The sequence below is a fragment of the Methanobacterium sp. genome (assembly GCA_012838205.1).
GTDB lineage: Archaea > Methanobacteriota > Methanobacteria > Methanobacteriales > Methanobacteriaceae > Methanobacterium.
The window spans coordinates 16,536-28,804 of sequence record DUPR01000035.1 but is presented as its reverse complement, the minus strand read 5'-3'; the positions used below and the strand labels follow the sequence as shown (position 1 = coordinate 28,804).

The 12,269-nt window shown below is 41.5% G+C and carries 19 protein-coding genes and 1 pseudogene; 19 read left to right on the top strand and 1 reads right to left on the bottom strand.

Going from position 1 to position 12,269, the window contains the following annotated elements; genetic code table 11:
* The coding region (locus GXZ72_05680) for an Ig-like domain-containing protein (protein HHT19031.1) at positions 1 to 1,399 on the bottom strand (1,399 nt) is incomplete at its 3' end.
* A gap of 393 nt (positions 1,400 to 1,792) precedes the next feature.
* Here GXZ72_05680 and GXZ72_05675 point away from each other — a divergent pair.
* From GXZ72_05675 to GXZ72_05585, 19 genes and pseudogenes are all read left to right on the top strand, one after another.
* A complete protein-coding gene (locus tag GXZ72_05675) occupies positions 1,793 to 2,614 on the top strand; it encodes an RNA-binding protein (protein ID HHT19030.1) in 822 nt (273 codons plus the stop codon).
* Between the two features lie 235 nt (positions 2,615 to 2,849).
* Positions 2,850 to 3,860, top strand: a complete 1,011-nt coding sequence (gene rpl3p, locus GXZ72_05670) for a 50S ribosomal protein L3 (protein HHT19029.1) — start codon at positions 2,850 to 2,852, stop codon at positions 3,858 to 3,860.
* Between the two features lie 22 nt (positions 3,861 to 3,882).
* Positions 3,883 to 4,671: a 50S ribosomal protein L4 gene (locus GXZ72_05665; protein HHT19028.1), complete on the top strand. Its 789-nt coding sequence runs from the start codon at positions 3,883 to 3,885 to the stop codon at positions 4,669 to 4,671.
* A 9-nt stretch (positions 4,672 to 4,680) separates the two neighbouring features.
* Complete coding sequence (locus GXZ72_05660; GenBank protein HHT19027.1) at positions 4,681 to 4,941, top strand: 50S ribosomal protein L23; 261 nt, start codon at positions 4,681 to 4,683, stop codon at positions 4,939 to 4,941.
* Between the two features lie 19 nt (positions 4,942 to 4,960).
* On the top strand, positions 4,961 to 5,686 hold the full coding sequence (locus tag GXZ72_05655; GenBank protein ID HHT19026.1) for a 50S ribosomal protein L2: 726 nt from the start codon (positions 4,961 to 4,963) through the stop codon (positions 5,684 to 5,686).
* 81 nt (positions 5,687 to 5,767) lie between these two features.
* Positions 5,768 to 6,178 carry a 30S ribosomal protein S19 gene (rpsS, locus tag GXZ72_05650; protein ID HHT19025.1) on the top strand — a complete coding sequence of 137 codons (411 nt, stop codon included), beginning with the start codon at positions 5,768 to 5,770 and terminating at the stop codon, positions 6,176 to 6,178.
* A 12-nt stretch (positions 6,179 to 6,190) separates the two neighbouring features.
* On the top strand, positions 6,191 to 6,646 hold the full coding sequence (locus GXZ72_05645) for a 50S ribosomal protein L22 (protein ID HHT19024.1): 456 nt from the start codon (positions 6,191 to 6,193) through the stop codon (positions 6,644 to 6,646).
* Positions 6,647 to 6,651: 5 nt separating this feature from the next.
* Positions 6,652 to 7,356, top strand: a pseudogene (locus GXZ72_05640) (30S ribosomal protein S3).
* A gap of 456 nt (positions 7,357 to 7,812) precedes the next feature.
* Positions 7,813 to 8,019, top strand: coding sequence for a 50S ribosomal protein L29 (gene rpmC / locus GXZ72_05635; GenBank protein HHT19023.1), 207 nt, complete (start codon positions 7,813 to 7,815; stop codon positions 8,017 to 8,019).
* Positions 8,020 to 8,024: 5 nt separating this feature from the next.
* Positions 8,025 to 8,330 carry a stress response translation initiation inhibitor YciH gene (yciH, locus tag GXZ72_05630; protein ID HHT19022.1) on the top strand — a complete coding sequence of 102 codons (306 nt, stop codon included), beginning with the start codon at positions 8,025 to 8,027 and terminating at the stop codon, positions 8,328 to 8,330.
* A gap of 214 nt (positions 8,331 to 8,544) precedes the next feature.
* Positions 8,545 to 8,829 carry a ribonuclease P protein component 1 gene (locus GXZ72_05625; protein HHT19021.1) on the top strand — a complete coding sequence of 95 codons (285 nt, stop codon included), beginning with the start codon at positions 8,545 to 8,547 and terminating at the stop codon, positions 8,827 to 8,829.
* A 4-nt stretch (positions 8,830 to 8,833) separates the two neighbouring features.
* On the top strand, positions 8,834 to 9,157 hold the full coding sequence (locus GXZ72_05620) for a 30S ribosomal protein S17 (GenBank protein ID HHT19020.1): 324 nt from the start codon (positions 8,834 to 8,836) through the stop codon (positions 9,155 to 9,157).
* Positions 9,154 to 9,552: a 50S ribosomal protein L14 gene (locus GXZ72_05615; GenBank protein ID HHT19019.1), complete on the top strand. Its 399-nt coding sequence runs from the start codon at positions 9,154 to 9,156 to the stop codon at positions 9,550 to 9,552. Before GXZ72_05620 ends, GXZ72_05615 begins: the two co-directional genes overlap by 4 nt.
* An 8-nt stretch (positions 9,553 to 9,560) precedes the next feature.
* Positions 9,561 to 9,914: a 50S ribosomal protein L24 gene (locus GXZ72_05610; GenBank protein ID HHT19018.1), complete on the top strand. Its 354-nt coding sequence runs from the start codon at positions 9,561 to 9,563 to the stop codon at positions 9,912 to 9,914.
* Between the two features lies 1 nt (position 9,915).
* Positions 9,916 to 10,641, top strand: coding sequence for a 30S ribosomal protein S4e (locus GXZ72_05605; GenBank protein HHT19017.1), 726 nt, complete (start codon positions 9,916 to 9,918; stop codon positions 10,639 to 10,641).
* Positions 10,642 to 11,166, top strand: coding sequence for a 50S ribosomal protein L5 (locus GXZ72_05600; protein ID HHT19016.1), 525 nt, complete (start codon positions 10,642 to 10,644; stop codon positions 11,164 to 11,166). It begins immediately after the preceding gene.
* 9 nt (positions 11,167 to 11,175) lie between these two features.
* Positions 11,176 to 11,319 (top strand): 30S ribosomal protein S14, encoded by a 144-nt coding sequence (locus GXZ72_05595; GenBank protein ID HHT19015.1) that lies wholly within the window; start codon positions 11,176 to 11,178, stop codon positions 11,317 to 11,319.
* A gap of 10 nt (positions 11,320 to 11,329) precedes the next feature.
* Positions 11,330 to 11,722 carry a 30S ribosomal protein S8 gene (locus tag GXZ72_05590; protein HHT19014.1) on the top strand — a complete coding sequence of 131 codons (393 nt, stop codon included), beginning with the start codon at positions 11,330 to 11,332 and terminating at the stop codon, positions 11,720 to 11,722.
* Between the two features lie 9 nt (positions 11,723 to 11,731).
* A complete protein-coding gene (locus GXZ72_05585; GenBank protein ID HHT19013.1) occupies positions 11,732 to 12,265 on the top strand; it encodes a 50S ribosomal protein L6 in 534 nt (177 codons plus the stop codon).
* The last annotated feature ends 4 nt before the right edge of the window (positions 12,266 to 12,269 follow it).

Here is a 12,269-nt window from a genome sequence, read left to right as displayed (position 1 = left end):
TGTTGGTGGTGGGTATGTTTGTTCCGGTGTTGGTTTTTAGTTGGATGTTCATGGTTCCTGGTTTTATGGGTTCGTTGAAGGTGGTGGTTATTATTTTGTTTATGGGTACGTTGACTGCGTTTCTGGCTGGGCTTCCTTTAACTGGTTTGGGTGGTGTGTTGTCGGTGGTGAAAGAACGGGTGTAATAAGCTACTGGGTTTAATTCAGAGTCAACCAAACATCCCTGATGAAAGATTATTTTGTAAGTTGTGGCTCGTACCAGTGGATTTACAGGACTCATTGTTAGAACATTACCACTTATGGATATGGTTATAGGTATCACTTTCCCAGCACTGTTTTTTAATTCGATCAACATATTTCCGGGGAAAATTGGTTCTGTGAATTTGGTTGTGATAATCTTATCCACTGGAACATTAACCGCACCTCTGGCAGGACTGCCTGCAGCTGGTGTGGGTATGAATAATTTTTTAGGGGTGAAACTGGAAACCAACAGCCCATATCTGAACATGGCAAAACCTTTTGAACCATTGCTCAAAGCTATCTTAGCATCACCTTCTAGTTCAGCAGGAGAAAGGGGAGTAGGTTTGCTGTCACTTCGATAAGCTTGTAAACCAGTTACTATTACTGTGTTGGAGTGTTCTACAATCCATTTAGTAGTGCTACCAATCCATGCAGTGTTTTTATGGTAATTGCCTTTATAAATCATGGGTGTCATAAAATTGAGGTAGGGGGATAGTCCAGCATAGCTTTGCCCGTAATAATATTCGTTAACACTGCATTCAGGCATCACTGCAGCTGAAAGTAATAAATTAGGATTTTTACTATTAACCAAGTTTTTTACAGAGGAAACAAATTTATTGATGGTATTGGTGCTGAATGTTACACCATATTTATGGGCTGTTCCTCCGTATCTAACATAATCCAGGTGAATACCATTGACACCGGGACAAGTTGTAATTATATTATGAATAAACACCCTAACACTCTGTTGGCGCGTGGTGTCATGAGCTGCTATCCACTTCCCATTTACATTGACGAAACAGGAAACCCAAGCGTGAACACGGATGCCACTGCCTTTGAATTTTTTAATAAACTGGTTCAATTGAGATATCCCTTCATTACTATGTTTTGTGAAAACAAAAATATCAGTATAACCTGCTTTTTTTAGGGCAACTGGGTTAATTGAATTATATGATGTGGACCAGACCCATAGGGCAGCAATGTTTTCTAATCCCGCATTTGAAGAGCTTGATTTATAAGTGTTGTTTGAAAGTGCTGGTTTTTCTGCAACACCAGTTTCGTTCTGGGAAAGAATATCGGTTTCACTCAGACTATTCGTTGTATTATCAGTTAGATTATCTGTTGCAAACCCTACGTTTGCACTAAAAATAATTACCATGCTAAAAACTAATGAAATATATAATAAAGACTTTTTACTAATATTAACACCCCCTCCCTTAAAAAAACAAAATATGGGATGGTCACTTGTAGACCAATATAATATATGAACTTCCATGGGTATAAATTAATTAGTTTTCAATAGGCCATTTTTTTAAAAAAAAGTTACGAATAATATATTTGATTGTTCAATCATTTATTTTGACAAGAATCCCTCAGAATATTCTTATCCCTTAACCTATTTTCTTTAATATATTATAGTCCTACTTGTGAAGACTTGCCAACTTTTTTTTAAATTTAATGTTTCAGAAAATTGAGTATGGATCTAATCTATATTACTATCTACAAATAGTAGGCAGTATATATTATATGGATCAAAAACAGAAATTTATGAATGTCAGTTAAGAATATTTCACTTTTTATTCCTGCTTCCTTTTTGAAAGAAACAAAAGATTTAAAACTAAAGACCTACAAAGTAGGGTTGATTGGCAGATCAGCCGCCCTGTTTCGGGTGACAAAAATCGTTGTTTACAGCGATACACAAGACCCCGAAGACCGGAAAGGGGTAAAGTTTATTAGTGATATCCTCACTTATATGAATACTCCCCAATACCTTAGGAAAAAGGTATTTCCTATAACCCGGGAGTTGCGGAACGTTGGAATACTACCCCCGCTTCGAACTCCTCATCACCCCACTGGAGAACTCCGTGTCGGTGATTTTAGACAGGGACTTACATTGAAAAGGATAAGGAAGGGTACCATTGTTGATATTGGTGCCGACCGGGAAGCGTTGTGTAAGGAAAAGCTCAGCGTAAACCGGGTTTTAAGCTTTAAGGTAGATAAGTTAGGTAAAGAAATAATTGTCACCCCTGATGAACCTGAGTTCTATTGGGGTTTTGAAGTACTTTCTACTTATAAAGGTTTAGATAATAGCATAGATTTGTTAAAACCACGACCAGACATGGTGGTGGGCACATCACGCTATGCTGAACCCATCACTTCTGTTTTGAACGAAGTAAGAGAGGGGTTAAGGGGCTCCAAACACTTGGCTATTTTGTTTGGTGGTCCGTATTCGGGCTTACATGAGTTAATGGGCAATCCTGAGGAATTATTAGACCTCGAGGTTAATACCATCCCTAATCAGGGGACTAAGACTGTAAGAACTGAAGAGGCAGTTTTAGCTACTTTATCAGTATTTAATATGCTAATGGATTAGTTATATGCTAATGCTATAACCGGGACCATAGTGGCTGACTTAGCAAGGGCTAAGGAAGCTAATTAAATTTTGATATGGATAATGCATATTATATGCATTAAAGCTAGTGATAGTAAGCATTGATAACAATTATTAATCTGCAATGCGCATTAGGGCTATTTGAAATGCTCTAAAGTAATTTTATATTCACATATTTGGAAAAGTGGAAAATCTATAATTAAGGAGGAAATATTAGATGGCTAGACATCATCAACCTAGAAAAGGATCAGTTGCATTTAGTCCTAGAAAAAGAGCAGCCAGGGAATCACCCCACATAACATCCTGGCCCGAAAGCGAAGAGCCGGGTCTCTTGGGATTCCCAGGTTACAAGGTGGGCATGACCCATGTAACAATGCTGGATAACACTAAAAATTCACCCACTGAAGGGATGGAAATATCAACTCCAGTAACTGTGGTAGAAACACCCCCAGTAGTTGTTTTCGGTATCAGAGCATACAAGAAAACATCCAGAGGAATCAAAGCCATGACAGATGTCCTGGCAGCTGAACTGGACCAAGATCTAAAAAGAAAAATCAGCCTACCTAAAGAATACAACACCGAAACTCAACTTGCCGAGCTAACCGAAAATCTGGATAACGTCGTTGAAATTAGAGCATTAGTACACACCAAACCCAGACTGGCCAATGTTCCTAAGAAAAAACCGGAAATAATGGAATTTGGAGTAGGTGGTTCCAGTCCGAAAGAAAAACTGGATTACGCTGTCAATGTTCTCGGAAAAGAAATTAACCCTGCCGATGTTTTTGCCGATGGTGAACACACCGATGCCGTGGCAATCACCAAAGGTAAGGGATTCCAGGGAGTCATCAAACGATGGGGTGTCCGTATACAATACGGAAAAGCCGCAAGAAGTAGTAAAGGACGGCATGTGGGTTCAATAGGGCCATGGAGTCCTGAACGTGTCATGTGGACAGTACCCATGGCAGGACAGATGGGATACCATCAACGCACCGAGTACAATAAGAAAATCCTCAAAATCGGAGAAGCTGACCAAGTTGATGAAATAAACCCAGAAGGTGGATTTGTAAAGTACGGTGTAGTGAAAAACAATTATTTACTTCTTAAAGGATCATTACCAGGACCCTCAAAGAGACTGGTCATATTTAGAAAAGCGATTCGACCACACGGAAAACACGACGATGCTCCGCAAATATCATATATTAGTACGGCCTCCAAGCAGGGAGCCTAGTTAGGATTAAAGAGTGATGGGAATGAAGAAGATCAATGTTTACTCATTAGAAGGTAAAGTAACTGGTGAAATGGAGCTTCCAGAGATATTCAGTGAAGAATACCGGCCGGACCTCATAAAAAGAGCCGTCCTATCTGGACAAAGTGCTCGTATCCAGCCCTGGGGAACAGACCCCATGGCCGGTAAACGAACCACCGCCGAATCATTCGGTGCAGGCCGAGGAGCAGCCATGGTACCTCGTGTGAAGGGTTCAAGACACCCTGCAGCGTCCAAGGCAGCATTCGTCCCCCATGCAGCAGGTGGTAGGAGAGCACACCCTCCAAGAACTGCCCGAATAATCCACGAAAAGATAAATAAAAAAGAAAGGAAATTGGCCATACGCTCAGCCCTAGCTGCTACCACAAACCAGGAACTAGTCCAGTCCAGGGGACACCAGATTGAAAACATCCCCCAGATACCATTTGTAGTGGACGATGCCCTGTGCAGTGTCAAGAAAACCAAAGAAACTAGAGAAATTTTCAAAAACTTGGGAATAATGGATGACGTGGTTCGGGCCAAAAACGGTCGTAAAATACGTGCTGGTAGGGGTAAAACCAGGGGACGAAAATATAAAACACCCAAAGGCCCATTATTGGTAGTGGGAGAAGATAAAGGAATTAGTTTAGGAGCCAGAAACCATCCGGGAGTAGATGTGGTGGTTGTAGATAATATCAATGCTGAACTACTGGCACCAGGAACCCACCCCGGCCGACTTACCATTTACACTAAATCAGCCATAGAAAAAGTGGGAGAGTTATTCCAGAACAGGTAGGTGTCATGAATGGATCCTTACAACATATTGATCAAACCACAGTTAACTGAAAAAAGCATGAATGCTATTGACTACAAAAACGAGTTAACCTTCGTGGTCCGAAGAACTGCAAATAAGCCAGAGATAAAGCAGGCCTTCCAAGAATTATACGATGTAAAAGTAGTGCGGGTCAACACCCAGATAAACTCCCGCGGTGAAAAACTAGCCTACCTTAAACTGGCTGAAGATGAGAGCGCCGAAGACATAGCAGTTAAAATGGGCGTATTCTAGAGTGTAGGGAGGATTAATAATGGGAAAACGATTAATAATTCAAAGGAGGGGAAGAGGAACCCCCACCTACCGAAGTGCATCACATCGCTTCAAAGGAAAAATACAGTACCGTTCATATGATGATCTAGAAAAAAATGGCAGTCTCAAAGGAAAAGTAGTGGACATAATCCACGACCCCGGTAGGACTGCACCGATAGCCAAAGTAAAGTTCGAAAATGGTGAACAAAGACTAATACTGGCCCCAGAAAGTATAGCAATCAACGATGAAATTGCGTGTGGAATTTCCGCACCAATAAAGCCAGGAAATTCATTACCTCTTGGGGAAATCCCGGAAGGAACACCAGTGTACAACTTGGAAAACAACCCTGGAGACGGAGGAAAATTCGTCAGATCTTCAGGTACTTACGCTTCTCTTATCACCCATGATGTGGGCAAAGCCATTGTTGAACTCCCCTCAGGGGAATTAAAGGCTTTCAACCCCCTAAGCAGAGCCACCATTGGAGTGGTTGCCGGGGGAGGTAGGAAAGAAAAACCATTCCTCAAAGCAGGAAACCGACATTTCGCAGCAAAAGCTAAGGGTAAAAAGAGCATGGTTGTCAGCGGAATTGCAATGAACGCAGTAGACCACCCACACGGTGGTGGAAACAGACAACACCCAGGACGACCTACCACAGTATCCAGACACGCCCCACCAGGAAGAAAGGTGGGTTCCATTGCTGCTAGAAGAACTGGAAAAAGGAGATAAAAAATTCAACAACCCTTTTTCTCACAAAATCACCCATAAAATAAGGATAAAAAAATAAAGGAAATTTAAGGAGGAGGCTAATTGGCGAGGAAACAATTCAAGTATCGCGGTTACACCCTGGAAGAATTGCAACAAATGCCCCTGGATAACGTTATTCAGTTATTCCCATCAAGGCAGCGCAGATCCCTCAAAAAGGGATTTCTACCCAGGCAAAAAAAAGTACTAGAGAAGATACGAAAACTGAAAAAAGATAAAAACAAGGGTGGACGACCCCAAATCATCAAAACTCACTGCAGGGACATGATAGTCTTACCAGAAATGGTGGGCATGACCTTCGGAATCTACAATGGAAAAGAGTTTGTGGATGTTAAGATACAGCCAGAAATGATAGGCTGTTACTTTGGAGAATTCGCCGTAACCAGACAAAGAGTACAACACGGAGACCCCGGTATGGGAGCGACCCGTTCGTCCATGTTCGTGCCTCTGAAATAAGGAGAATTAACCATGGCCAAAAATAAATACGCTTACCAAGGAACGGGGAAAATAGCCAAAGCTACTGGTAAATCCCTTAAGATCTCTCCAAAACATTCAGTTGAAATTTGCAGAGAAATCAGGGGAATGTATCTGGATGAAGCCAAGGAATACTTGGAAGATGTAATCCAACTGAAAAGACCAGTACCATTCAAAAGACACAATAAGAAAGTAGGCCACCGCAGGGGACTTAAAGGATGGCCTGCTGGCCGTTACCCAAAAAAAGCAGCCAGCCAAATTCTAGATGTCTTAGAAAATGCCGAGGCTAATGCTGAATACCAAGGAATGGACACCGAAGATCTTAAAATAATCCACATATCAAGCCATCGAGGCTTCGTAATCAGAGGATACATCCCACGAGCATTTGGAAGGGCAACACCCTTCAACACACCAACCACACACGTTCAAGTAGTTCTAGGGGAGGCATAGAGCACATGATTGAAAAGGACTTTGTAACCGAGGGACTAAAAAGAACCAGAATTGATGAATACTTGGAAAAAGAACTAGACCGAGCAGGCTACGGTGGAATGGAAATACAAGTCACACCCCTGGGAACCATGGTAGTGGTCTATGCTGAACGACCAGGAATGGTTATTGGACGTGGCGGTAAAACTGTGCGAGCCATAACCAACAGCCTAAAAAACAATTACGAATTGGAAAACCCACAAGTAGAAGTAAAAGAAGTAGACATTCCAGAATTAAACCCTAAAATAATGGCTCACAAAATATCAGCCATGTTACAGAGGGGAATGCACTTCCGTAGAGTGGCATACTCCGCACTTAGAAGAATAATTGGAGCAGGAGCCCAAGGAGTAGAAGTAACCATCTCCGGAAAAATCAGAGGATCCCGGTCTGCCTGTGCCAAATTCACAGACGGATACATCAAACGATGCGGAGAACCATCAACTAAGTATGTTAAAGAAGGATTCGCCACAGTACAACTAAAACCAGGAGTTCTGGGGATTTACGTTAGAATAATGCCCCCAAATGTAACCCTGCCTGATAAAGTGGATATTATTCAACCAAAAGTACAAGAACCATCTGTTGATGTTTCAGAAGAACCAGTTGAAGAAATAACTGAAGGAACTGTTGAAATCCTCGAAGAAATAACTGAAGAAGCAGCAGAAGAAGCTGAAGAAGTACCAGCAGAAGAACCAGGAAAAAAAGCCGACATAAAAACTGAAGCTGCTAAAACCAAGAAAGCAGCCGAAGAAAAGGTTGAACAGGTTAAAGAATCAGTTGAAGAAAAAGCTGAGGAAATAACCAAAAAGGTTGAAGAAGCTGAGAAAAAAGCTTCTGAGGCAGCTGAAAAGGTTGAAGAAAAAGCTTCTGAGGTAGCTGAAACAGTTGAGGAGAAAGCTTCTGAGGTTAAAGAGGCTGCCAAAGAGAAGGTTGAGGAAGTTAAAGAAAAAGTTTCCAAAACCAAAACCAAAGCTGCTAAAACCAAGAAAACAGCCGAAAAGAAGGCTGAAGAAGCAGAAGAAAAAACTTCCGAAGAAGATAAAAAAGCTTCCAAAACTGAGTAAATTGTGAAAACACCCTAATAGGGTATCAATCCCTTGAAATCATCATAAATTATAAAAGGATGTATCAATATGGTTATATTAAGGAGCAAAGAGATACGTGAAATGGAAATGGAGGAAATCCAGAAAAAATTGGAAGAACTTCAAGCAGAATATTCCAACAACATTTCCAAGAGTGCAGCTGCGGGAGTTTACGAAAACCCCGGAAAAATCAAAGAACTCAAACGAACCATAGCACGTGTCAAAACCATAATTAACGAACAAAATAAGGAGAACTAAAATCGATGAAAGTCTGCGATGTTTGTGGTCTACCAGAGGAACTTTGTGTCTGTGAAGAAATTGCACGGGAGATACAGAGTGTAAAAGTCTATACGGTGAGAAGAAGATTCGGAAAGCTGATGACAATTGTGGAGGGAATAGATGAACACGATATTGACATCAAAGATCTCACCAAAGAACTGAAAAACAAATGTGCCTGCGGGGGAACGGCCAAAAAAGGCCAGATAGAACTGCAAGGAGACCATAAAAGGAGGGTCAAAGAAGTTCTAGCCAATATGGGCTTTTCTTCAGAAGACATCCAGATTCGTTAGATAAATGGGTTAACCCTAAAATTCATGGCTGATACCTGCTTAATATAAATAACAGGACTCCATCAGCCCACACCGGTTCACACGTTAACCGCCGGTTAATTCAAGCTTAAAGAGGCTAATTAATCATTAAATAAGCTCTCATAACAACCTGAACCATAAGAAATATCATCTTTGGTTATCATGGATGACAATACCCCATTATAATTGGATTAGTATGATAACTCCACAAAACATCATGAGACATGAACTGGTGGGACTGGAAGTTAAAATCATCCAAAGCTCTAATTGGGATTTAGAGGGAATACAAGGAAAAGTGGTTAACGAAACCAAAAAAACCATCACCATTGAAGATGGTGAAGGCAATGAAAAAATCATACCTAAAAGAAGTGCAAAATTCCATTTCACACTTCCAGAGGGAACAATAGTAGAAATTGATGGCAAGATAATAGTTTCTCGCCCTGAAGATAGGATAAAAAAGAGATTTAGGAAATATTGGTGATACTATGGTTGGTATTGAAGTTACCGAACCCAAAGAAAAATGTGAAGATCCAAATTGCCCCTTCCATGGGACTCTGCCTGTACGTGGTCAGATACTAGAAGGAATAGTCACCAGTGACAAGGCAGAACGGACCATCACCGTTGAAAGGAGTTTTTACAAATTCATAAGAAAATACGAAAGATACGAAAAGAGAAAATCTAAAATAAACGCCCATAAGCCCGACTGTATCCATGTGAACATTGGAGACGCAGTTAAGATTGCGGAGTGCCGTCCTCTTTCCAAGACCAAGCACTTCGTTGTGGTGGAGGTAAAAGGGGATAACAAATGAAAGCCACCACATCAAAAGTCAGCAAATCATTACCCATCGGAGCCCGCCTACAATGCGTAGATAACACCGGAGCCCGCGAAGTGGAAATAGTATCAGTCAAAGGATACAAAGGCGTTCGCCGAAGATTGGGTAGCGCCGGTGTGGGAGACATGGTTGTAATCACTGTTAAAAAAGGAACCGTGGACATGCGCCGGGAAATCACCACAGCCGTAATTGTCAGGCAGAAAAAAGAATTCCGCCGCGCAGATGGGCTTAGAGTAAAATTCGAGGACAACGCAGCAGTGATCATATCTCCAGATGGAGTTTTGAAAGGCTCTGAAATTAGAGGGCCAGTGGCTAAGGAAGCCGCCGACCGATGGCCTTCAGTGGGAAGTGCTGCCAGCATTATTGTGTAGGTGATTAGATGTCCAAACAACCAAGAAAACAGAGGAAATTCCGATACCAAGCACCATTACACCTCCGTCATAAAATGATGAGTGTCACCCTTAACCCAGAATTAAGAGAAGAATACCAAAGACGCTCCTTACCAATTCGCAAAGGAGATACTGTTAAAGTCCTGCGTGGTGACTTCAAAGACCACGAAGGCAAAGTGGAAAAAGTTGACACCAAACATTTCCGACTCATGATTGAAGGTATGAGTATTCAAAAACCTGACGGAAATCAAATTTACCATCCAATACACCCCTCCAATCTGATGATTGTTGAATTGAAAATGGATGATGAAGAACGAAGTGAAATAATAGAGAGGAAGGATTAAAATGGCCAAAATGGGATCAAGAAAACATCTAAAAAGATTTAAATCACCAGAACACTGGCCCATCCACCCCAAAGAGTTTAAGTGGACAGTGAAACCAAGTCCAGGACCACACTCCATTGAAGGATCATTACCCCTCCTGATCATAGTTCGTGACATACTCCAACTAGCGGACAACGCCCGCGAAGCCAGAATAATTCTCAATAACGGTGAAATTCTGGTTGACGGCAGAATCCGTAAGGATTATAAGTTCCCAGTGGGATTCATGGATGTTATCCAAATACCTAAAACTAAGAAAGCCTACCGGGTCTTGCCAGATGAGCGTGGAAGACTGGCACTTCACCCTATAGAAAAGGAGAATATTGATTTCAAACTATGCAGAATTGAGGATAAAACCACCATTAAAGGCGGTAAAACACAGTTAAACCTCCATGACGGTAGAAATTTCATCACTGATGGGGAATATAAAACTGGTGATGTTTTAGTACTCAATGTACCTGAACAGGAAATCAAGGACCACATTAAATTTGAGAGTGGAACCATCGGTCTCATAACTGGTGGTAAGCACATTGGTGAGAAAGGAACAGTTAAGGAAATAAACATTACTCACGGTTCAATGCCTAACACTGTACTAATGGAAACTAATCAAAAAACTTTCCAAACACTGCAGGAATACGTTTTCGTACTGGGTAAAGACAAACCAGTTATAACACTGCCTGGAGGTAACTAAATGAACCCCATGCAGCAAGTGCGAATCGCAAAAGCCACGGTTAACATTGGAGTTGGAGAGGGTGGTGAAAAATTGGCAAGAGCAGAAAAGCTTATCGAGTCCATCACCAACCAGAAACCAGTTCGTACCATTTCTAAGGTAACTAACCCTGAATTTGGTATAAGAAAAGGACAACCCGTAGCTTGCAAAGTCACATTACGTGGTGAAAAAGCACACAAATCCATTAAACTCATTCTTTCTGGAATTGACAATAAAATTAGCCCTAGGCAGTTTGACCGCCAGGGAAATCTATCTTTTGGGATAGAGGAACATATTGATATTCCTGGAATGCGCTACGACCCTGATATTGGAATATTTGGGATGAATGTTAATGTAACATTCGAAAAACCTGGTTACAGGTTGAAAAGAAGGAAAGTTCAGCGGAAGCACATACCCCACAAACACCAGGTCAACCCTGAGGAAACCCTGGAGTTTATGAAGGAAAATTTCCAGATTATAATAAAATCGGATACAGATGACGAATAGGTGATATATTTGCCCAGAAAATACGGAAAGGCATCCAGGAAATGTAGAAGATGCGGAGACCACTCTGCTCTGGTGAGAAGATATGGACTCATGCTCTGCCGGCAATGTTTCCGGGAACTCGCCCCTAAAATCGGATTTAGAAAATATAATTAGAGGTGACAAGATGACACTTATGGATCCTCTGGCCAATGCCCTTACAAACATGCGGAACAATGAGTTGCAAGGAAACGACCGATGCACAGTTACTCCTGCATCAAAAATGATTGGGCAAGTCTTGAGGACAATGCAAAAAGAAGGTTACATTGGTGAATTTGAATATGTGGACGATGATAAAGCAGGCAAATTCACTGTGGAACTAGAAGGAAATATCAACAAGTGCGGTGTGATAAAGCCTAGACATGCCGTGAAAAATGATGAATTTGAAAAATTTGAAAAACGATACCTACCATCAAAAAACTTCGGGATTATGATTGTAACCACCCCCGAAGGTATAATGACCCACTATGAAGCAAAAGAACGTGGGATTGGTGGAAGACTGCTGGTATACGTTTATTAAGGTGATATAATGGCTTTAGCAGTGGTTCTAAGGGAAGAAATCCCCGTCCCAGAAGGCGTGGAGGTCACTATTGACAAAGAAGTGACAGTTACTGGACCAAAAGGAGAACTCAAACGGAAATTCAAATCAAGAAACGTTTCCATCCGTCAAGAAGACGGGCTAGTGGTTTTAGAAACTCGATTCCCTAAAAAAAAGGATAAAGCTATGCTGGGAACCATAAAATCCCATATAAGCAACATGATCCACGGTTTAACCGAAGGATTCACCTATAAAATGAAAATTGTTCACGCTCACTTTCCAATGACTGTCAAAGCAGCCAAGGATAAAGTAACCATTGAAAACTTCTTAGGAGAACGATACCCGCGCACAGCTAACATTATCGGCACAGCCCAGGTAAAGGTTCAAGGAGATGAAGTGGTAATTACCGGTGTGAACAAGGAAGACGTGGGCCAGACCATGGCCAACCTCGAACAAGCCACTAAAATCAAGGGCAAAGACCCAAGGGTGTTCCAAGACGGAATATACCTGGTGGCTAAGGAGTGATCCG

What these genes read in the sequence shown, in the direction of transcription:
- yciH (HHT19022.1), top strand. Translation starts at nt 8,025, where the DNA reads ATGAAAGTCTGCGATGTTTGTGGTCTACCAGAGGAACTTTGTGTCTGT.
- GXZ72_05605 (HHT19017.1), top strand. Translation starts at nt 9,916, where the DNA reads ATGGCCAAAATGGGATCAAGAAAACATCTAAAAAGATTTAAATCACCA.
- GXZ72_05665 (HHT19028.1), top strand. Translation starts at nt 3,883, where the DNA reads ATGAAGAAGATCAATGTTTACTCATTAGAAGGTAAAGTAACTGGTGAA.
- GXZ72_05600 (HHT19016.1), top strand. Translation starts at nt 10,642, where the DNA reads ATGAACCCCATGCAGCAAGTGCGAATCGCAAAAGCCACGGTTAACATT.
- GXZ72_05645 (HHT19024.1), top strand. Translation starts at nt 6,191, where the DNA reads ATGGCCAAAAATAAATACGCTTACCAAGGAACGGGGAAAATAGCCAAA.
- GXZ72_05660 (HHT19027.1), top strand. Translation starts at nt 4,681, where the DNA reads ATGGATCCTTACAACATATTGATCAAACCACAGTTAACTGAAAAAAGC.
- GXZ72_05655 (HHT19026.1), top strand. Translation starts at nt 4,961, where the DNA reads ATGGGAAAACGATTAATAATTCAAAGGAGGGGAAGAGGAACCCCCACC.
- rpl3p (HHT19029.1), top strand. Translation starts at nt 2,850, where the DNA reads ATGGCTAGACATCATCAACCTAGAAAAGGATCAGTTGCATTTAGTCCT.
- rpmC (HHT19023.1), top strand. Translation starts at nt 7,813, where the DNA reads ATGGTTATATTAAGGAGCAAAGAGATACGTGAAATGGAAATGGAGGAA.
- GXZ72_05610 (HHT19018.1), top strand. Translation starts at nt 9,561, where the DNA reads ATGTCCAAACAACCAAGAAAACAGAGGAAATTCCGATACCAAGCACCA.
- GXZ72_05625 (HHT19021.1), top strand. Translation starts at nt 8,545, where the DNA reads ATGATAACTCCACAAAACATCATGAGACATGAACTGGTGGGACTGGAA.
- GXZ72_05675 (HHT19030.1), top strand. Translation starts at nt 1,793, where the DNA reads ATGTCAGTTAAGAATATTTCACTTTTTATTCCTGCTTCCTTTTTGAAA.
- GXZ72_05590 (HHT19014.1), top strand. Translation starts at nt 11,330, where the DNA reads ATGACACTTATGGATCCTCTGGCCAATGCCCTTACAAACATGCGGAAC.
- GXZ72_05585 (HHT19013.1), top strand. Translation starts at nt 11,732, where the DNA reads ATGGCTTTAGCAGTGGTTCTAAGGGAAGAAATCCCCGTCCCAGAAGGC.
- GXZ72_05620 (HHT19020.1), top strand. Translation starts at nt 8,834, where the DNA reads ATGGTTGGTATTGAAGTTACCGAACCCAAAGAAAAATGTGAAGATCCA.
- GXZ72_05615 (HHT19019.1), top strand. Translation starts at nt 9,154, where the DNA reads ATGAAAGCCACCACATCAAAAGTCAGCAAATCATTACCCATCGGAGCC.